The following is a 20,096-nucleotide window of genomic DNA, read 5'->3' on the forward strand; positions in this document are numbered from 1 at the left end:
TGCCCGCCCGGATCGATCTGCTCGCCGCCGAGCTCCAGCGCACCCGCCGGCTCGCGCACTCGGTGGGCGTGCGCCCCGGCGAGCACCCGGCGGCCCGGTATGGACCGGGAACCCGGGCACGGCGCCCGCGCGTTGTACGGGGTGCGAGCCGGTCAGCGGCCGCCGCCCGCGTCGGCGTTGGGTCCGGCGTAGTCCTCGCCGTAGGCGCCCTTAGCGGGGCGGCGGCGGCGCATGGGCGGCTCGACGCCGTCGGCGAGGCGGCGGGCGGTGAGCAGGAATCCGGTGTGCCCGATCATGCGGTGGTCGGGGCGGACGGCGAGGCCCTCGATGTGCCAGTTGCGGATCATGGTCTCCCAGGCGGTCGGCTCGTTGAAGCAGCCGATCTCCCGGATGGACTCCACGGTCCGGGCGAGCTGGGTGGTGGTGGCCACGTAAGCGCAGAGGATGCCGCCGGGGACGAGGGCCTTGGAGACGGCTTCCAGGCACTCCCAGGGGGCCAGCATGTCGAGGATGACGCGGTCGACGTCGGTGTCGGACAGGTTGTCCTGGAGGTCGCCGACGGTGAGCTGCCAGGCGGGGTGCGGGCCGCCGAAGTAGCGCTCCACGTTCTGCCGGGCGATGTCGGCGAAGTCCTCGCGGCGCTCGTAGGAGTGCAGCATGCCCTGGTCGCCGACGGCGCGCAGCAGGAAGCTGCTGAGCGAGCCGGAGCCGACGCCGGCCTCGACGACGCGGGCGCCGGGGAAGATGTCGGCGAAGGAGAGGATCTGTCCCGCGTCCTTGGGGTAGACGACGGCTGCCCCGCGGGGCATGGACAGGACGTAGTCGGGGAGCAGGGGGCGCAGCGCGAGGTAGGCGACGTTGCCGGTGGTGCGGACAACGCTGCCCTCGGGAGCGCCGATCAGTTCGTCGTGCGGGAAGGAGCCCTTGTGGGTGTGGAAGTTCTTCCCGGCTTCGAGCGTGAACGTGTAGTGGCGACCCTTGGGGTCGGTCAGCTGTACCTGGTCCCCGACCTTGAAGGGGCCGCGTCTGCGGGCGGCGCCGGTCGGTTCGGACATGTACATCAGCCTACCGGCTCGGGGCGGGGGGATTTACCGGTGGAGGGGGGACGGCGCGTTCTCGGGTGCGGGTGCGTCGTGGTTGGTCGCGCAGTTCCCCGCGCCCCTGAGGGGCGCTGCACGTACCGGCGTTCATGAAGCGGGCCTGGCCATTGCCTTGACGAAGGCTCGTTCCACGTCTGCTGCTGAGAGGACGCCGTAGATCTCGCCGGATTCCTCTACGACGAGGTATTCGGTGGCGGGGGTGGCGCGCAGGACGTCGAGGAGTTCTTCGCCGGCCAGCTCGGCGGAGACGCGCATGCCGTCGTTGAGGTCCTGGGCGAGGCCGCTGACGGCGACCCAGGGGCGGCGGTGCTCGGGTACGCCGACGATGGCGGCCTCGCGGACGAGGGAGAGGGGGTGGCCGTCGGCGTCGACGACGACGAGGGCGCGGGCTCCGGCGGCGTTGGCTCGGCGCAGGGCCTCGGACAGGGGGGTGTCGGTCTCGACGGGTACGGCACGGCGGGTGAGGGTGCGGGCGCGCAGTTCGGGGAGGTGTTCGCGCAGCCGGGCCATGCGCAGGCTGTTGCCGGCGCCGGTCCACATGATCGCGGCGAGGATGGCGGCGAGCAGGGCGTCGGTGACGGTGTCCATGCCGCTGACGCTCTCGCTGTCGCCTCCGAAGGCGCCGGACTGGTTGAGCAGCGGCAGGCCGATGAGGACGGTGACGGCGAGGGCGCGGCCGACCCAGGCGGCCGCGACGGTGCCGCTCATGGGTTTGCCGGTGATCTTCCAGACGACGGCGCGGAGCATGCGGCCGCCGTCGAGGGGGAGGCCGGGCAGGATGTTGAAGACGGCGACGAAGAGGTTGGAGATCATCAGGCCGGCGAGGAGGACTCCGGGTACGGAGTCCGGCTGAACCGGTCGCATGGCGAGGTAGAAGACGCCGGCGAGGACCAGGGAGAACAGCGGGCCGACGAAGGCGAGGACGAACTCCCGACCGGGGGTCTCGGCCTCCTTCTCGATCTCTGAGACGCCGCCGAAGAACTGGAGCTGGATGCGGCGGACCGGGAGCCGGAAGCGGAGTGCGGCGACCGTGTGGGCCAGTTCGTGGACCAGGACGGAGGCGTAGAAGGCGACGGCGAAGAAGAGGGAGACGAGGTAGCGGGCGGCGCCCAGGTCGGGCAGGACGCGGTCCAGCTGGCCGCCGAAGACCCAGGTGATGAGGGCGGCGACGAGGAACCAGCTGGGGGCGACGTAGACGGGCACGCCGAAGGGGCGGCCCATGAGGATGCCGCCGCCGGGTTCCTTGGGGGGCTGCTGGGGCGGTTCGCCCTTGGCCATGCCGGAGTGGGCGAGCGTGCGGTGCTCGGCTCCGGGCGGGCCGGTGTCCTCGTCCGGCCGGTGGTGGGGGCCGTGTTCCGGGGGCTCGGGGGTGCCGGGCTCGGACGGTTCCCGTCCCGGGGGGCGGCCGGGACCGGCCGCCGGGGGCGTAGGACCCGCGGCGTGCTCGGCCGGCTCGTCGTCGCCGGGCCGCGGCTGCCCGCTACCGCCGCTCACGTCCACGGTGTCCCCTCGTTCGAAGCGTCTTCCGCGCCTGCTGGGCGGAAGGGTCTCGGGTCGATGGTATGCGGCCGTGGCGGCACGTTCCGCCCCGGCACCCCTTGTGTTTGCCCCGCCACGGGCCGCCTGACGCGGTCCGCGTGGGGGTGACTGTCAGTGCCGGGCCGTATGGTCGTGGTCATGGACAGCAGCATCGAGCAGGGCGCCTCGCCGGTCGAGGCACCCGCGGCGGCCCCGGTTCCGGCCGGCGGGACGGACGGGCCGGGGGCATGCGGTGAGCCGGGTCCGCCCGCGGCGGACGGGGCGGCCGGGGAGGCCGGGGAGGCGGCGGGAACCGGGGCGGTGCGGGTGGCCGCGGCGCCGATGTCGTTGTCGCCCTCCCGGGCCGGCGACTTCATGCAGTGTCCGTTGCTGTACCGGTTCCGGGTGATCGACCGGCTGCCGGAGAAGCCGAGCGAGGCGGCGACGCGGGGCACGCTGGTGCACGCCGTGCTGGAGCGGCTGTTCGACGCGCCGGCGGCGGAGCGGACCGCGCCGAGGGCCACGGCGTTGATCCCGGGCCAGTGGGACCGGCTGCGGGAGAGCAGGCCGGAGGTGGACGAGCTGTTCGCCGGGGACCCGGAGGGCGAGCGGCTGGCGCGCTGGCTGGGCGAGGCCGAGCGGCTGGTGGAGCGGTGGTTCACGCTGGAGGATCCGACGCGCCTGGAGCCGGCCGAGCGGGAGCTGTTCGTGGAGGCCGAGCTGGAGTCGGGGCTGCGGCTGCGCGGGATCATCGACCGGGTGGACGTGGCGCCGACGGGTGAGGTGCGGATCGTCGACTACAAGACGGGCAAGGCGCCGCGGCCGGAGTACGCGGAGGGCGCGCTGTTCCAGATGAAGTTCTACGCCCTGGTGGTGTGGCGGCTGAAGAACGTCGTGCCGCGCCGGCTGCAACTGGTGTACCTGGGCAGCGGTGACGTGCTGACGTACGACCCCGTGCTCGACGACCTGCGGCGGGTCGAGCGGAAGCTGCTGGCGCTGTGGGAGGCGATCCGGGAGGCGACGGCGACCGGTGTGTGGCGCCCGCGGCCGACGAAGCTGTGCGGCTGGTGCGACCACCAGGCGCACTGTCCGGAGTTCGGTGGCACTCCCCCGCCCTATCCGCTGCCGGTGAGGGCCGCCGGGTCCGGCGGGGACACGCAGGGCAGAATGGGGCCGGACTAGCGAAGGAGTGTCACGTGGCCATCCGCGTCCTACTGGTCGACGACCAGCCCCTGCTGCGTACGGGTTTCCGGATGATCCTGGAGGCCGAGCAGGACCTCGCGGTCGTCGGTGAGGCCGGTGACGGTCTGCAGGCCCTCGACCAGGTGCGTGCCCTGCAGCCGGACGTCGTGCTGATGGACATCCGCATGCCCCGGATGGACGGTGTGGAGGCCACCCGGCAGATCACCGGTCCCGGCCGGGACGGTCCGGCGAAGGTGCTCGTGCTGACCACGTTCGACCTGGACGAGTACGTCGTGGAGGCGCTGCGGGCCGGGGCGAGCGGTTTCCTGCTGAAGGACGCGCCGGCCAATGAGCTGGTGCAGGCGATCCGGGTGGTGGCGAACGGTGAGGCGATGCTGGCGCCGAGCATCACGCGCCGGCTGCTGGACAAGTACGCCACGCACCTGCCCTCGGGTGAGGAGCCGGTGCCGGACACCCTGCACACGCTCACCGACCGTGAGGTCGAGGTGCTGAAGCTGGTGGCGCGCGGCCTGTCCAACGCGGAGATCGCGGCGGACCTGTTCGTCAGCGAGACCACCGTGAAGACGCACGTCGGGCACGTGCTGACCAAGCTGGGTCTGCGGGACCGGGTTCAGGCGGCGGTGTACGCGTACGAGAGCGGTCTGGTGCGCCCCGGCGCCCAGTAGGGCCGCGCCGAGCGGCTGCGACGGCGGAGGGCGCCCTTCCCGGTGGGAGGGCGCCCTCGCGCATGGCCGGCCGGGCGGCCCGGTCAGCTCTTGCTGAGTTCCCAGAACCGGAACACGGTGGAGGCGTCCAGGCAGTACTCCAGGCCGTAGACGCCGTCACGGGCGACGGCGTACTGCTTGGCCTGCCAGACGGGCAGCACGGGCAGTTGCTCGGCCACGATGTCCTGGAGGCGCGCGAAGTCGGCGTCGGTGGCGGCGCGGTCGCTCTGCGCGGCGGTGTCGGGGATGAGGGTCCCGGTGATGGTGCCGTTGGTGTAGTGGTTGCCGAGCACGTTGCCCTTGCCGAAGAACGGGCCGGTGAAGTTGTCCGGGTCGGGGTAGTCGGGCACCCAGCCCTTCACGTAGACGCCGTACTTGCCGGCGGCGATGTCCTTCTCGTACTGGCCGAAGGCGACGGACTTGACGTCGGCGTCGAACAGTCCGCTGGCGTTGAGCTGGCCGGCGACGGCCTTCAGTTCCTGGTCGGTGGCGGGGCCGTAGCGGGAGGGCGTGGACCACAGGGTGAGGCGGACCTTGCCGGTGATGCCGCCGGCGCGCAGGGCGGCGGCGGCCTTGGCCTTGGAGGGGCGGGCGCCGTAGGTGTCGAAGAAGGCGGTGTTGTGGGCGGTGATGCCGGCCGGGATGATCGAGTACAGCGGGGTGGCGGTGCCCTGGTAGACGTTGGCGATGAGGGCGTCGCGGTCGATGAGGTAGGCCATGGCCTTGCGGACCCCGAGTTTTCCGGCGACGGGGTCCTTCATGTTGAAGACCAGGTGCTGGACCTCGGCGCTGCTGCCCTCGATGACGTCGATGCCCTTGCTGTCGCCCTGCCGGTCGAGGCCGGCGATGTCGGTCGCGGTCAGGCCGCGGTAGGCGATGTCGACGTCGCCGTCGAGCAGGGCGTGCTTGAGGGCGGTCTGGTGGCCGTGGAAGAACTTGAGGGTGACGCCGGAGTTCTTGATCTCGGCCGTGCCCTGGTAGTTGCCGTTGACCGAGAAGACGGCCTGGTCCTTGCCGAAGGAGTCGAGCTTGTAGGGGCCGGAGCCGACGGCCTTGTGGTCGGTGCGCAGGCCGTCCGCGTCGTACTGCCGGTGGTCGACGATGGATCCGGCGCCGGAGGCTATCTTGCTGGGGAACGTGGCGTCCGGGACCTTCAGCCGGAACACGACGGTGCGCGCGTCGGGTGTCTGCACCTCGTCCAGCATCGGGAACATGACCGCGGGGCCGGCCGGGTCGTTGATCTTGAGCATGCGGTCGAAGGAGAACTTCACGTCCGCGGAGGTGAGGGCGTCACCGTTGCTGAACTTCAGGCCGTCTCTGAGCTCGCACTTGTAGACCATGGCGTGCCTGTCGGTGAAGGAACACCGCCGTGCCGCCTCGGGCTCGGGTTCCGTGCCGCCCTTGGGGAAGCTGAGCAGGGTCTGGAAGACGTTGTCGAACAACAGCCAGGAGCCCGGGTCGTAGCCGGACGCCGGGTCGGTGGCGAGGACGTCGTCGGACATCCCCATCACGACCGAGGAGCCGGTGCCGCCGGTGTCGCCGGTGTCCGAGCCGCAGCCCGTCAAAAGGCCGGAGGCCAGCCCCGCCACGATGGGCAGGACCGGCCACTGGTTGCGCATGTTCACTGCATGTGCCTTTGTCGTCGTGTCTCGTCACCCCGAACCGCGGTCACCGGCTCGGGCGGGCGAGGGACGTCAGCCGCTCACACCACGGCCGAGTTCCCACAACTGGAGCGTAGAGGACGAGTTGAGGGCGTACGACGTGCCGGTGATGTCGTCGCGGGCGGCGACGTACTGCTTGCCCTGCCAGAGCGGCAGCACCGGGACGTCGTCGGCGACGGTGTCCTGAATCTGCGTCAGGGTCTTGGCGGCGTTGAGCCGGTCGGACTCGCGACGGGACTCGGGGATCAGCGTGCGCTCGATGCTGCTGTTGCGGTACGGCGAGCCGAGGAAGTTGTCCTTGCCGAGGAACGGCGCGAGGAAGTTGTCCGCGTCGGGGAAGTCGGGGAACCAGCCCATGCCGTAGACGTCGTACTGGCCCTTCTGCTCCGCGGGCCTGAACTGGGTCCAGGGGTGGCCCTTGATGCTCGCCTGGAACAGGCCGCTGTCGTTGAGCTGCTTCTGCAGGACCTGGAACTCCTGCTGGGTGGCGGAGCCGTAGTGGTCGGTGGTGTAGTGCAGGGTCAGCTTGACCGGCGTGGTGATGCCGGCCTTGGCCAGCATGGACTTGGCCTTGGCGACGGAGGGGTTGCCGTACGTGTTGAGGAACGAGTTGGAGTGCCCGGTGATGGTCGCGGGGACCAGCGAGTACAGGGGCTCGGCCTGGGAGCCGTACACCTTGGAGACGAGGGCGCCGCGGTCGATGAGCTGGGCCATGGCCTGGCGGACGGCCTTGGTCTTCACGGTGGGCGCGTTCGTGTTGAAGGCCAGGTAGCGGATCTCCAGGCCCGGCATGTCCACGAGGTCGACGTTCTGGTCGCTGCCGGCGTCGAGCTTCTGGATCTGGGCCGGGGACATGGTGCGCGTCATGACGTCGATGTCGCCCTTGTCGATCGCGGCGCCCATGGAGTCGGCGTCGGCGAAGGAGCGCAGCACGACCTTGTCGTTGTTCACCGTCACGTAGCCCTTGTAGTTCGGGTTCTTGGTGAAGGTGGCGCTGACGATCGCGTTGCCCTTGACGTCGGCGTGGAAGGTGTAGGGGCCGGAGCCGTCCACCTCGAAGCCGTCGCGCAGCTTGTCCTTGGCGTAGTCCTTGGGGTTGATGATGCCCGCGACCGGCGTGGACAGCTTGTACGGGAACGTCGCGTCGGGCGTCTTGAGATGGAAGATGACCTCGCGGTCGCCCTGGGTCTCGATGGTGTCGATCGTGTTGAGCAGCGCGGAGACACCGCTGTCGGCGTGGAGGCGCAGGGCCCGCTCGATCGAGTACTTGACGTCCTGGGCGGTGACCTTGTCGCCGTTGGCGAACTCCAGTCCGTCCCGCAGCTTGCAGGCGTAGCGTTCGCTGCCGCTGTCGGTGAAGGAGCAGCTCTCGGCGGCGTCGGGGACGACCTGGCCCTCGCCCTTGGGCTCGGTCATCAGGGTCTGCACGGTCTGGCGCAGGATGTTCCAGGTGCCGACGTCGTACGCGTACGCGGGGTCGACGGGCGCCGGTGCCTCTTTGGTGGCGGTGAACTGGTCCGTCGTGCCGACGACGATGGCGTCACTGCTCTTGCTCCCGCTGTCGGTTCCGCCACAGGCGGCGAGAACCGGCGCCAGCAGACCGGCCACGGCCGGCAGCACCAAAGTCTTGCGGTTCATGCGGGAGTTTCTCCAGAGCTGTTCGTGTCCGTGTATCCGCCATGCATGGGTGGTGCGGCGGATCCACGGGGGTTACGGCGATGTTCTCGCGACGAGATTAGTCCGCGCCCGCAGCGGCGTTCACAGCCGCGTGAGTTGAGGTTCCATCACGCTGTGAAACCGGTTGCGGACACACCGAAAACCCGACAGCGGCAGCTTTGGTGCAGGTTGAGACCAAACGGGACACAAGGGCGGGCTCATTGCCCCCGAACAGGGGTGAACAGCACAGGTGGGCAACGTTGTCGAGCCTGGGGGACGGTGGTGAACGTCACACCGTGCAACTGAACGGGTCGCCAGTGGAATTCGGACGCATGGTCGCCTTTCGAATTCCGCCTGGTGTACTTCCCGGTAATTTTGTCCAGGCTCGCCATTGCGCTTTCGCACTGTGGGTGAACGGCTAGCGCATTTCCGTCATCAGGCCGCGCAGAAAGGCCAGGTCCACCTCTTCGAGGGAGGTGACGACCGTGCGCCGGCCGGCCGGGGCGATGGGGGCGAGGGAGGGTACGGCGACCACGTGGCAGCCGGCCGCCTCGGCGGCGGCGACTCCGGTGGCGGTGTCCTCGACGACCGCGCATCTCGCGGGGTCGACGCCGAGTCCGGCCGCCGCGAGCAGGTACGGGTCCGGGTAGGGCTTGGTGCGGGAGACCTCGTCACCGGCGATGGACAGGCCGAAGTGGTGGGGCCCCAGCACGGTCAGCACCCGGTCGATGATGCGGCGGTGGGAGGCGGAGACCAGCGCGGTGGGGATCCCCTGCTCGTGCAGTTCTGCCAGCAGTCGGGTGGCGCCGGGCATCAGCGGCAGGGTGGCGCCGATGCGGGCCTCGAAGCCGTCGTTGAGCAGGACGGTGAGCTCGGCGAGGGTGACGGCGGCACCGGTGGCCTCGATCAGGAAGCCGGCGCTGCGGGTCATGGGGCCGCCGACGACGACGTGCCGCCAGGAGTCGTCGAGGGCGTGGCCGAGGGCGGCGAAGACCTCCACCTCGACGTCCCACCAGAAGCCCTCGGTGTCCACCAGGGTGCCGTCCATGTCGAGGAGCACCGCCTGCAGGGCTGAGCCTTCGGCCGTACGGGTTCCGAGCGCGGGGACCGTGCTTGTCATCCGGGCGCACCTCCTTGGGGACGAGCAGGCCGGTTCCCACACGGGGAACCGGCCTGCAGTGGACCGACCAGTGTACGACGCCGACGCCGCGAACGCCTCGTTTATCCCCCGGCGCCAGGGGGTACCCCTGAAACACCCTTACCCCAGGCCAGAGGGCCACTCGGCGCTGCGCCCGGCCGGGGGTGGGTCACACTCACCGGCGCTCGCCGGGCACCGCTGCGCCCACCCGTGCCGCCCCGAGCGGCACGCCATGCCAGCAGCTACGTAGTCGTACAGCCGCTGCCGGGTGGGCGCCCCGCCTCGCGGCACACATGCCCGCAGCTACGCACGAACGTGCCCCGCAAGGGGCGCGGGGAACTGCGCGACAAGCCACAGCGCACCCGCGGCCGAAGACGGCGCAGGGCCCCGTCAGGGGCGCGGGGAACTGCGCGACCAGCCACGACGCAGTCGCAGCCGCACGTGGAGCCGGCCCGGCCCCCAGGACAGTGGGCGTATCTGCCGACCCGAGCGGAGCTCACCTCGCGTTGAAGTACTTGGCCTCCGGATGGTGGATGACGATCGCGTCCGTCGACTGCTCGGGGTGCAGCTGGAACTCCTCGGAGAGGTGGACGCCGATGCGCTCGGGCCTCAGCAGCTCCGCGATCTTCGCGCGGTCCTCCAGGTCGGGGCACGCGCCGTAGCCCAGCGAGAACCGCGCGCCGCGGTACTTCAGGGCGAACATGTCCTCGACGTCGGCCGGGTCCTCCCCCGCGTAGCCGAGTTCCGCGCGAACCCGGGCGTGCCAGTACTCGGCGAGGGCCTCGGCCAACTGCACGGACAGCCCGTGGAGTTCGAGGTAGTCGCGGTAGGAGTTGGCCTCGAAGAGCTTCGCGGTCTCCTCGCCGATCCGGGAGCCGATGGTGACGACCTGGAGGCCGACGACGTCGGTCTGCCCCGACTCCTCCGGCCGGAAGAAGTCCGCGAGGCACAGCCGGCGGCCCCGCCGCTGGCGCGGGAAGGTGAAGCGGGTGCGTTCGTTGCCCTGTTCGTCCAGGATGATGAGGTCGTCGTCCTTGGACACGCAGGGGAAGTAGCCGTGCACGACGGCCGCTTCGAGCAGGTTGTCCGTCTGGAGCCGGTCGAGCAGCCCGCGCAGCCGCGGCCGGCCGTCGGTCTCGACGAGCTCCTCGTACGTCGGCCCGTCGCCGGTGCGGGCCTGCTTGAGGCCCCACTGACCCTTGAACAGGGCGCCCTCGTCGAGCCAGCTCGCGTACTCCTTGAGCTGGATGCCCTTGATCACGCGGGTGCCCCAGAACGGCGGGGTGGGCACGGGGTTGTCGGTGGCGACGTCGGAGCGGACGTGCCCTTCCTCGGGGCGTTCCTCGACGTCGGCGGCGGCCGTGGCCCGGACCCGGCGCTGCTTGAGCTCGGGCAGCTTCGCGCCGGGCACCCCCCGCTTGACGCCGATGAGGGCGTCCATCAGGCGCAGGCCCTCGAAGGCGTCGCGGGCGTAGCGGACCTCGCCCTCGTAGATCTCGTGCAGGTCCTGTTCGACGTAGGCGCGGGTGAGGGCGGCGCCGCCGAGGATGACCGGGAAGCGGGCGGCCAGTCCGCGCTGGTTCAGCTCCTCCAGGTTCTCCTTCATGATCACGGTGGACTTGACGAGGAGGCCGGACATGCCGATGACGTCGGCCCGGTGCTCGTCGGCGGCGTCCAGGATCGCGGAGACCGGCTGCTTGATGCCGAGGTTGACGACGTTGTAGCCGTTGTTGGACAGGATGATGTCGACGAGGTTCTTGCCGATGTCGTGGACGTCGCCGCGGACGGTGGCGAGGACGATGGTGCCCTTGCCGGCCTCGTCGCTCTTCTCCATGTGCGGTTCGAGGTGGGCGACGGCGGTCTTCATGACCTCGGCGGACTGCAGGACGAACGGCAGCTGCATCTGGCCGGAGCCGAACAGCTCGCCGACGACCTTCATGCCGTCCAGGAGGGTCTCGTTGACGATGTCGAGGGCCGGGCGGCTGGTGAGGGCTTCGTCGAGGTCGGCCTCCAGGCCGTTCTTCTCGCCGTCGATGATGCGCCGCTTGAGGCGCTCGTCCAGGGGCAGCGCGGCCAGTTCCTCGGCCTTGCCGGCCTTCAGGGACTTGGCGGTGGCGCCCTCGAAGAGCTGCATCAGCTTCTGCAGCGGGTCGTAGCCCTCGCGGCGGCGGTCGTAGACGAGGTCGAGGGCGGTGGTGACCTCTTCCTCGCTGAAGCGGGCGATCGGCAGGATCTTGCTGGCGTGCACGATCGCGGAGTCCAGGCCCGCCTTGACGCACTCGTCGAGGAAGACGGAGTTCAGCAGGATCCGCGCGGCCGGGTTGAGGCCGAAGGAGATGTTGGACAGGCCGAGGGTGGTCTGGACGGCCGGGTGCCGCCTCTTCAGCTCGCGGATGCCCTCGATGGTGGCGAGGCCGTCCTTGCGGGACTCCTCCTGGCCGGTGCAGATGGTGAAGGTCAGGCAGTCGACGAGGATGTCCTCCTCGTGGATGCCCCAGTTCTGCGTCAGGTCGTCGATCAGCCGTTCGGCGATCTCGACCTTCTTCTCCGGCGTGCGGGCCTGGCCCACCTCGTCGATGGTGAGCGCGACGAGCGCCGCGCCGTGCTCCTTGGCCAGGGCGGCGACGCGGGCGAACCGGGAGTCCGGGCCGGCGCCGTCCTCGTAGTTCACGGAGTTGATGACCGCGCGGCCGCCCAGCTTCTCCAGACCGGCCTGGAGAACGTCGACCTCAGTGGAGTCCAGGACGATCGGCAGGGTGGAGGCGGTGGCGAAGCGGCCGGCGAGTTCCTCCATGTCCGCGACGCCGTCGCGGCCTACGTAGTCCACGCAGAGGTCCAGCATGTGGGCGCCCTCGCGGATCTGCTCGCGGGCCAGCTCCACGCAGTCGTCCCAGCGGCCCTCCAGCATGGCCTCGCGGAACTTCTTGGAGCCGTTGGCATTGGTGCGCTCGCCGATGGCCAGGTAGGAGGTGTCCTGCCGGAACGGCACCGACTGGTAGAGGGAGGCGGCTCCGGGCTCGGGGCGCGGGGTCCGCTCGCCCGGGGCGAGGTCCCGGACGCGCTCGACGACCTGGCGCAGGTGCTCGGGCGTGGTGCCGCAGCAGCCGCCGATCAGGGAGAGGCCGTAGTCCCGTACGAAGTTCTCCTGGGCGTCGGCCAGTCCCTCGGGGCCGAGCGGGAAGTGCGCGCCGTCCTTGGTGAGGATGGGCAGGCCCGCGTTCGGCATGCAGAGCAGGGGGATGCGGGAGTGCCGGGTGAGGTAGCGCAGGTGCTCGCTCATCTCGGCGGGGCCGGTCGAGCAGTTCAGGCCGATCATGTCGATGCCGAGCGGCTCCAGCGCGGTGAGCGCGGCGCCGATCTCGGAGCCGAGCAGCATGGTGCCGGTGGTCTCGAAGGCCATCGAGACGAGCAGGGGGACGTCGAGGCCGAGGGCGTCCAGGGCGCGGCGGGCGCCGAGGACGGAGGCCTTGGTCTGCAGGAGGTCCTGGGTGGTCTCGACGATCAGGGCGTCGGCGCCGCCGGTGAGGAGGCCCTCGGCGTTGGCCTGGTAGCCGTCGCGGATGGTGGTGTAGCCGACGTGGCCGAGGGTGGGGAGCTTGGTGCCGGGGCCGACGGAGCCCAGGACCCAGCGCGGCCGGCCGTCCCGGGCGGTGTGCTCGTCGGCGACCTCGCGGGCGAGGCGGGCGCCCGCCTCGGACAGCTCGTGGACGCGGTCCGCGATGTCGTACTCGCTCGCCGCGGTGTGGTTGGCCCCGAAGGTGTTGGTCTCGACGCAGTCGACGCCCACGGCGAAGTACGCCTCGTGGACGGAGCGGACGATGTCGGGGCGGGTGAGGTTGAGGATCTCGTTGCAGCCTTCGAGGTTCTGGAAGTCCTCGAGGGTGGGGTCCTGTGCCTGGAGCATGGTGCCCATGGCTCCGTCGGCGACGACCACACGGGTGGCCAGCGCCTCTCGGAGCGCGGACGCACGGGTCCGGCTGTCGGCGGAAGGGGTCGGTGGCAACGCGGCCATGTAGGGGCTCCCTGGGGTGCGACGGCTGTCGGCTATGCGGCTTCCCCGGCCGGGCCGGGAACGGGGCACTGCGCCAGGGTAACCGGGACCGGGCTCCGGCGGGCACCGGCGTCCACGGGACGGACACGGACGGCGGATGCGGAGGTTGTCCGCGGTACGGACACGGGCGCCGGATGCCGGACGTGAGTGGACCGCGCGACTCAGCCCGCGGGCCGGGGGGCTCGGCCCGTGCGGGCCCTGCGGCGGGGCGGGTGCGGGGCTCCGGCGGGGATGGGGGACCCTTGCGCGGGCGGGCCGGTCATGGACGCCGGCCGGGGCGTGACGCGGCCGGTGCGGGTGGCCGGTGCGTGACGGGGCCACGGCCGTCGTGCACGGCCCGTGTAACAGGTGTCGGCGGACCATTGGCGGGACGTTGGCAGGGACCGGTAGTGTTCGACATTGCCGAACGGCGTTTTTCACAGGGCGGTCGGCGGTCGTCGGCGGTCACAGGGAACGGAGGCAGGACGGCGATGGCACGGAACATCCAGTCGCTCGAACGGGCGGCCGCGATGCTGCGGCTGCTCGGGGGCGGCGAACGGCGGCTCGGCCTGTCGGACATCGCCTCGTCGCTCGGCCTCGCCAAGGGCACCGCGCACGGCATCCTGCGCACCCTCCAGCAGGAGGGCTTCGTCGAGCAGGACGACGCCTCCGGGCGGTACCAGCTCGGCGCGGAGCTGCTGCGCCTCGGCACGACCTATCTGGACGTGCACGAGCTGCGGGCGCGGGCGCTGGTGTGGACGGACGACCTGGCCCGCTCCAGCGGGGAGAGCGTGTACCTGGGGGTCCTGCACCAGCAGGGCGTGCTGATCGTGCACCACGTCTTCCGGCCCGACGACAGCCGGCAGGTGCTGGAGATCGGCGCCATGCAGCCGCTGCACTGCACGGCCCTGGGCAAGGTGCTCTCCGCTTACGACCCGGTGGCGCACAGCGAGGCCCTGGAGGCCGAGCGGAAGGCGTTCACCGATCGCACGGTGTGCGAGGCGGAGAGCTTCGAGCACCTGCTCGATATCACGCGCGCGCGGGGGTACGCGGCGGACGTGGAGGAGACCTGGGAGGGCGTGGCCTCGGTGGCCGCGCCGATCCACGACCGGCGCCGGATGCCGGTCGGCGCGGTCGGCATCACGGGCGCGGTCGAACGGCTGCGCAAGGACGGCGAGTTGCGGCCCGAGTTGATCGCGGCGGTGCGGGACTGCGCCCGCGCCGTCTCCCGCGACCTGGGCGCGGGCCGGTTCTGAGCACCGGCCGAGCAACGGCTGAACAGCGACTGAGCGGCGGCTGACCGCCGGGTACGACCGGGACGCACGGGCGGCGTTCCGGTTCTCGCCATACCCTGAAATGGAATAAATGGGGCGAGATCGTATGAAAGTCCATGAACTCAGCCAACCCACAGCGATCAATAACGATCCTGTTTTCGACAACAGAACCCTTGACGCATGCGTGACGCCGAAGCAAGACTCCCGTCCATCGGTCGGCATTGTCGAACACCTACCGGCAATACACGCTAGAGTGTGACAACGCCAAGGGCCGGAATTCGCTCTCACCCCCGAGGGCGCCAACCCCCGGAGGTCCCCGGGGTTCGGCTTCCCTGGACGAAGGACAAAGGAGTCGCGGGTGTCCAGCTCCGACATCTTCATCGGCGAGACCATAGGTACCGCCCTGCTCATCCTGCTCGGCGGCGGCGTCTGCGCCGCCGTGACCCTGAAGGCCTCCAAGGCCCGCAACGCCGGCTGGCTCGCCATCGCCTTCGGGTGGGGCTTCGCGGTCATGACGGCCGTGTACGTCGCCGGACCGCTCTCCGGCGCCCACCTCAACCCGGCCGTCACGGTCGCCCTGGCCATCAAGAGCGGCGACTGGAGCCACGCCCCGGTCTACTTCGCCGGCGAACTGCTCGGCGCGATGATCGGCGCGACACTGGTGTGGGTGGCCTACTACGGCCAGTTCCACGCACACCTCACCGACAAGGAGATCGTCGGCGGCCCGGGCGCCCAGGCCACGACGGCCAAGGCCGTGGAGGCCCAGGAGAAGGGCGCCGGCCCGGTCCTCGGCGTCTTCTCCACCGGTCCGGAGATCCGCAACGTCGTGCAGAACCTCGCGACGGAGATCATCGGCACGATCGTGCTCATCCTCGCCGTCCTCACGCAGGGCCTGAACGACAAGGGCAACGGCCTCGGCATCCTGGGCGGCCTGATCACCGCGCTGGTCGTCGTCTCCATCGGCCTGTCGCTCGGCGGTCCCACGGGCTACGCGATCAACCCGGCCCGTGACCTCGGTCCGCGCATCGTGCACGCCCTGCTGCCGCTGCCCAACAAGGGCGGTTCGGACTGGAGCTACGCCTGGGTCCCGGTGGTCGGTCCGCTGATCGGCGGTGCGATCGCTGCGGGCATCTACAACGTCGCCTTTGCTTAAAGAGCCCCGAGTCTCAGCACGCGCCGTACGTACACAGCCCCCACACCACGGATCTTTCAGGAGCACACAGTGACCGACGCCCACACCGCAGGCCCGTTCATCGCGGCGATCGACCAGGGCACGACCTCCTCGCGCTGCATCGTCTTCGACCGGGACGGCCGTATCGTCTCCGTCGACCAGAAGGAGCACGAGCAGATCTTCCCCAAGCCGGGCTGGGTCGAACACAACGCCACCGAGATCTGGACCAACGTCCAGGAAGTCGTCGCCGGAGCCGTCCAGAAGGCCGGCATCACCCGCGACGACATCAAGGCCATCGGCATCACCAACCAGCGCGAGACCACCGTGCTGTGGGACAAGAACACCGGTGAGCCCGTCCACCACGCCATCGTCTGGCAGGACACCCGCACCGACGCCCTCTGCCGGGAGCTGGGCCGCAACGTCGGCCAGGACCGCTTCCGCCGGGAGACCGGCCTGCCGCTTGCCTCCTACTTCGCCGGGCCCAAGGCCCGCTGGCTGCTCGACAACGTCGAGGGCCTCAAGGAGCGCGCCGAGGCGGGCGACATCCTCTTCGGCACCATGGACAGCTGGGTCATCTGGAACCTGACCGGCGGCACCGACGGCGGCAAGCACTACACCGACGTCACCAACGCCTCCCGCACCATGCTGATGAACCTGCACACCATGCAGTGGGACGAGAAGATCTGCGAGTCCATCGGCGTGCCGATGCAGATCCTGCCGGAGATCCGGTCCTCCGCCGAGGTGTACGGCGAGGTCACCGGCGGCCCGCTGGGCGAGCTGCTCGGCGGCATCCCGGTCGCCTCCGCGCTCGGCGACCAGCAGGCGGCCCTGTTCGGCCAGACCTGCTTCTCCGAGGGCGAGACCAAGTCGACCTACGGCACCGGCACCTTCATGGTGATGAACACCGGCAGCAAGATCATCAACTCCTACGCGGGTCTGCTGACCACTGTCGGCTACAAGATCGGCGACCAGCCGACCGTGTACGCGCTGGAGGGCTCGATCGCCGTCACCGGCTCCCTGGTGCAGTGGATGCGCGACCAGATGGGCCTGATCTCCACCGCCGCCGAGATCGAGACGCTCGCGCTCTCGGTGGAGGACAACGGCGGCGCCTACTTCGTGCCGGCCTTCTCCGGACTGTTCGCCCCGCACTGGCGCTCCGACGCCCGCGGTGTGATCGCCGGCCTGACCCGGTACGTCACCAAGGCGCACATCGCCCGCGCCGTCCTGGAGGCCACCGCCTGGCAGACGCGGGAGATCGCCGACGCCATGGTGAAGGACTCCGGCGACGAACTGGTGACCCTCAAGGTCGACGGCGGCATGACCGCCAACAACCTGCTGATGCAGACGCTCTCCGACGTGCTGGACGCGCCGGTGGTGCGCCCGATGGTCGCCGAGACCACCTGCCTCGGCGCCGCCTACGCCGCCGGTCTCGCCGTCGGCTTCTGGAACGGCACCGACGAACTGCGCGCCAACTGGCGCCGGGCCGCCGAGTGGACCCCCCGCATGGACGCGGCCACCCGCGACCGTGAGTACAAGAACTGGCTCAAGGCCGTCGAGCGGACCATGGGCTGGCTCGACGAGGACGAGAGCTGACGCGGGCCGCGTAGGACCCACGACAGCTGATGAGGAGTAAGAACCCGACATGACCAGTCAGTCCACCCTGCAGACCGTGCCTGCCCTGGGGACGCACCCGGCCTCCGGCTCCCTGCCGAGCCGGGCCGAGACCAGGGAGCAGCTCTCCAAGGCGTCGTACGACCTTCTCGTGATCGGCGGCGGCATCCTGGGCATCTCCACCGCCTGGCACGCCGCGCAGTCCGGCCTCAGGGTGGCCCTGGTCGACTCCGGCGACTTCGCCGGTGCCACCTCCTCCGCCTCCTCCAAACTGCTCCACGGGGGCCTGCGCTACCTGCAGACCGGCGCGGTGAAGCTGGTCGCGGAGAACCACTTCGAGCGCCGTGCGGTCTCCCGCCAGGTGGCCCCCCACCTGGCGAACCCGCTCACCTTCTACCTCCCGGTGTACAAGGGCGGGCCGCACGGCGCGGCGAAGCTCGGCGCGGGCGTCTTCGCCTACTCCGCGCTGTCCGCCTTCGGCGACGGCGTGGGCCACCTGCTCTCCCCCGCCAAGGCGGCGCAGGACGTGCCCGAGCTGCGCACGGAGAACCTCAAGGCCGTGGCCGTGTACGGCGACGACCAGATGAACGACGCCCGCATGGCGCTGATGACGGTCCGCGCGGCCGTCGAGGCGGGCGCGGTCGTCCTCAACCACGCCGAGGTCACCGGCCTGCGCTTCACCAAGGGCCGGGTCACCGGCGCCGAGCTGAGGGACCGCATATCCGGCGAGGAGTTCGGCGTCACCGCCCGGCTCGTGCTGAACGCGACCGGCCCTTGGGTGGACCACCTGCGCCGGATGGAGGACCCGAACGCGGCGCCCTCCATCCGCCTGTCCAAGGGCGCGCACCTGGTCCTGAAGCGCACCTCGCCGTGGAAGGCCGCGCTCGCGACCCCGATCGACAAGTACCGGATCACCTTCGCCCTCCCCTGGGAGGACATGCTGCTGCTGGGCACCACGGACGAGGAGTTCGAGGGCGACCCGGCGGACGTCTCGGTGAACGAGAAGGACATCGCCCAGATCCTGGACGAGGCCGCGTTCTCCGTCCGGGACCAGCAGCTGGACCGGGACCTGATCACCTACGCCTTCGCCGGACTGCGCGTCCTGCCCGGCGGCCCCGGCGACACCGCCAAGGCCAAGCGCGAGACCGTGGTCACCGAGGGCCGGGGCGGCATGCTGTCCGTGGCCGGCGGCAAGTGGACGACGTTCCGGCACATCGGGCGCACGGTGATGCAGAAGCTGGAGGAGCTGCCGGGCCACCCGCTCGGCGACGACTTCGAGCCGATCTCCTCGCTGCCGAAGAAGCTGCCGCTGCCCGGTGTCGCGAACCCGCGCGCGGTCGCCCACCGGCTGCTGGTGGACCACCCGGCGCCCGGCCCCCGCATGGCCGCCGACACCGCCAAGCACCTGGCCACCCACTACGGCTCCCTGGCCTTCGACATCGCCCGGCTGGCGAACGACGACCCGCAGCTGGCCGAGCGCGTCCACCCGGACGCCCCGGAGATCTGGGCGCAGGTCGTCTACGCCCGCGACCACGAGTGGGCCGAGACGGCGGACGACGTGCTGCGCCGCCGTACCACGCTGACCATCCGCGGCCTGGCCACGGACGACGTCCGCGCCCGGGTGCAGGACCTGCTCGACAAGAAGTAGTCGCCCACCGCCACCTGACGGGAAACAGACCCGGGCGGCGACCGGCCCCGCCCCGACCAGGGGCCGGTTCCGCGCCGCCACCGGACCCCGCCGCACCGGGTCCGGTCAAGGGGAGAGGGGCGGTCCCGCGCCGACGGGACCGCCCCTCTCGCCCGTCCCGGTCCACCGGCTCTCGGCTCACCGACAGGGTGTTCCGGGGTGGTGAACGGGGCAGTGATCCCGGCATCCCCCCTGCGAGGGGGCTGCGGGCGCCCCCGCCGGACGCCGTAAGGTTGTGACGTCAGGTGAGGGCACGTCGGAAGGAGGCACTGGGTGATCGAGCTGGAGGGGGTTCCAGAGCTGATCGACCCAGTCATGGTGGCCGCGTTCGAGGGCTGGAACGATGCCGGCGACGCCGCCTCCACCGCGGTCGCGCACCTGGAGAGAGAGTGGAAGGGCGAGGTGTTCGCGGCGCTCGACGCCGAGGACTACTACGACTTCCAGGTGAACCGTCCCACGGTGTTCATGGAGGACGGGGTACGCAAGATCACCTGGCCGACGACGCGGTTGTCGGTCGTGCGGGTCGGCGGGGACAAGCCGCGCGACCTGGTGCTGGTCCGCGGCATCGAACCGTCCATGCGCTGGCGCTCGTTCTGCAACGAGCTGCTGGGCTTCGCGCACGAGCTGGGCGTGGAGCTGGTGGTCGTCCTGGGCGCCCTGCTCGGCGACACCCCGCACACACGTCCGGTTCCGGTCAGCGGGGTCACCTCCGACGCGGAACTGGCCCGCCGCATGGACCTGGAGGAGACCAAGTACGAGGGTCCGACGGGCATCGTCGGCGTGTTGCAGGAGGCGTGCGCGCACGCGGGCGTCCCGGCGGTGTCGCTGTGGGCGGCCGTCCCGCACTACGTCTCGCAGCCGCCCAATCCGAAGGCCACGCTGGCGCTGCTCAACCGGCTGGAGGACCTGCTCGACCTGCGCATCCCGCAGGGCGAGCTGCCGGAGGACGCGCGGGCCTGGCAGGTGGGCGTGGACCAGCTGGCCGCGGAGGACAGCGAGGTCGCGGAGTACGTGCAGACGCTGGAGGAGGCGCGGGACACGGCGGAGCTTCCGGAGGCTTCGGGGGAGGCTATTGCTCGGGAGTTCGAGCGGTATCTGCGGCGCAGGGACGTCCCTCCAGGCGGTAAGCCCAGGCCTCCGGCGGCCGGCGGGAAGGACGAGGACGACGGGGTCGGTGACTGAGATCGCGTTATGGGCTGCCCTGAAGGGTCGTGTGGCGGCCTCGGCACCGTCGTGGCTTGTGGCGCAGCTCCCCGGGGCCCCGGGGGGGGCGGGGGACGGGGGGGCGCCCCCCGGGGGGCCCCCCCACGGGGTGTAAAAAGCGGGTCAACCGGCGCGGGGAC

At 70.8% G+C, this 20,096-nt stretch carries 13 protein-coding genes; 7 read left to right on the forward strand and 6 right to left on the reverse strand.

Annotated elements, in window-relative coordinates; all coding sequences use genetic code 11:
* Positions 1–152 precede the first annotated feature (152 nt).
* Together ABZ854_RS35600 and ABZ854_RS35605 are read right to left on the reverse strand one after the other, a co-directional pair.
* The gene (locus ABZ854_RS35600) at positions 153–1,055 is read right to left on the reverse strand and encodes a tRNA (adenine-N1)-methyltransferase (RefSeq protein ID WP_361219769.1); all 903 of its coding nucleotides are present in this window, start codon (positions 1,053–1,055) and stop codon (positions 153–155) included.
* 132 nt (positions 1,056–1,187) lie between these two features.
* Positions 1,188–2,600, reverse strand: coding sequence for a site-2 protease family protein (locus tag ABZ854_RS35605; RefSeq protein ID WP_361219771.1), 1,413 nt, complete (start codon positions 2,598–2,600; stop codon positions 1,188–1,190).
* A 360-nt stretch (positions 2,601–2,960) separates the two neighbouring features.
* Between ABZ854_RS35605 and ABZ854_RS35610 the strand changes: the two genes are divergently transcribed.
* Together ABZ854_RS35610 and ABZ854_RS35615 are read left to right on the forward strand one after the other, a co-directional pair.
* Positions 2,961–3,800, forward strand: a complete 840-nt coding sequence (locus ABZ854_RS35610; RefSeq protein WP_361219799.1) for a RecB family exonuclease — start codon at positions 2,961–2,963, stop codon at positions 3,798–3,800.
* 14 nt (positions 3,801–3,814) lie between these two features.
* Entirely contained in the window at positions 3,815–4,486 is a 672-nt protein-coding gene (locus ABZ854_RS35615) for a response regulator transcription factor (RefSeq protein WP_030781365.1), read from the forward strand.
* Between the two features lie 83 nt (positions 4,487–4,569).
* On the opposite strand, the gene ABZ854_RS35620 is transcribed toward ABZ854_RS35615, so the two are convergent.
* From ABZ854_RS35620 to metH, 4 genes are all read right to left on the reverse strand, one after another.
* Entirely contained in the window at positions 4,570–6,150 is a 1,581-nt protein-coding gene (locus ABZ854_RS35620) for an ABC transporter substrate-binding protein (RefSeq protein WP_361219775.1), read from the reverse strand.
* 69 nt (positions 6,151–6,219) lie between these two features.
* Positions 6,220–7,824, reverse strand: coding sequence for an ABC transporter substrate-binding protein (locus ABZ854_RS35625; protein ID WP_361219778.1), 1,605 nt, complete (start codon positions 7,822–7,824; stop codon positions 6,220–6,222).
* 436 nt (positions 7,825–8,260) lie between these two features.
* Positions 8,261–8,962 (reverse strand): HAD family phosphatase, encoded by a 702-nt coding sequence (locus ABZ854_RS35630; RefSeq protein WP_361219780.1) that lies wholly within the window; start codon positions 8,960–8,962, stop codon positions 8,261–8,263.
* A gap of 514 nt (positions 8,963–9,476) precedes the next feature.
* A complete protein-coding gene (metH, locus tag ABZ854_RS35635; protein WP_361219783.1) occupies positions 9,477–12,992 on the reverse strand; it encodes a methionine synthase in 3,516 nt (1,171 codons plus the stop codon).
* 509 nt (positions 12,993–13,501) lie between these two features.
* On the opposite strand from metH, the gene ABZ854_RS35640 reads away from it, so the two are divergent.
* The 5 genes from ABZ854_RS35640 to ABZ854_RS35660 all read left to right on the forward strand — a co-directional run bounded on the left by ABZ854_RS35640 (position 13,502) and on the right by ABZ854_RS35660 (position 19,935).
* Entirely contained in the window at positions 13,502–14,266 is a 765-nt protein-coding gene (locus tag ABZ854_RS35640) for an IclR family transcriptional regulator (RefSeq protein ID WP_361219786.1), read from the forward strand.
* Between the two features lie 376 nt (positions 14,267–14,642).
* Entirely contained in the window at positions 14,643–15,437 is a 795-nt protein-coding gene (locus ABZ854_RS35645; protein ID WP_361219789.1) for an MIP/aquaporin family protein, read from the forward strand.
* A 69-nt stretch (positions 15,438–15,506) separates the two neighbouring features.
* Complete coding sequence (gene glpK / locus ABZ854_RS35650) at positions 15,507–17,048, forward strand: glycerol kinase GlpK (RefSeq protein WP_361219791.1); 1,542 nt, start codon at positions 15,507–15,509, stop codon at positions 17,046–17,048.
* A 49-nt stretch (positions 17,049–17,097) separates the two neighbouring features.
* Positions 17,098–18,714, forward strand: coding sequence for a glycerol-3-phosphate dehydrogenase/oxidase (locus ABZ854_RS35655; protein WP_361219794.1), 1,617 nt, complete (start codon positions 17,098–17,100; stop codon positions 18,712–18,714).
* Between the two features lie 312 nt (positions 18,715–19,026).
* Positions 19,027–19,935, forward strand: a complete 909-nt coding sequence (locus ABZ854_RS35660) for a PAC2 family protein (RefSeq protein ID WP_361219796.1) — start codon at positions 19,027–19,029, stop codon at positions 19,933–19,935.
* Positions 19,936–20,096 lie beyond the last annotated feature (161 nt).

Source organism: Streptomyces sp. NPDC047028, assembly GCF_040644095.1.
Classification (GTDB): domain Bacteria; phylum Actinomycetota; class Actinomycetes; order Streptomycetales; family Streptomycetaceae; genus Streptomyces.

Bases quoted from the DNA above. Each gene is read 5' to 3' on its own strand.
- ABZ854_RS35600 (WP_361219769.1), bottom strand. From the start codon at position 1,055: ATGTCCGAACCGACCGGCGCCGCCCGCAGACGCGGCCCCTTCAAGGTC.
- ABZ854_RS35610 (WP_361219799.1), top strand. From the start codon at position 2,961: ATGTCGTTGTCGCCCTCCCGGGCCGGCGACTTCATGCAGTGTCCGTTG.
- ABZ854_RS35625 (WP_361219778.1), bottom strand. From the start codon at position 7,824: ATGAACCGCAAGACTTTGGTGCTGCCGGCCGTGGCCGGTCTGCTGGCG.
- ABZ854_RS35630 (WP_361219780.1), bottom strand. From the start codon at position 8,962: ATGACAAGCACGGTCCCCGCGCTCGGAACCCGTACGGCCGAAGGCTCA.
- metH (WP_361219783.1), bottom strand. From the start codon at position 12,992: ATGGCCGCGTTGCCACCGACCCCTTCCGCCGACAGCCGGACCCGTGCG.
- ABZ854_RS35640 (WP_361219786.1), top strand. From the start codon at position 13,502: ATGGCACGGAACATCCAGTCGCTCGAACGGGCGGCCGCGATGCTGCGG.
- ABZ854_RS35655 (WP_361219794.1), top strand. From the start codon at position 17,098: ATGACCAGTCAGTCCACCCTGCAGACCGTGCCTGCCCTGGGGACGCAC.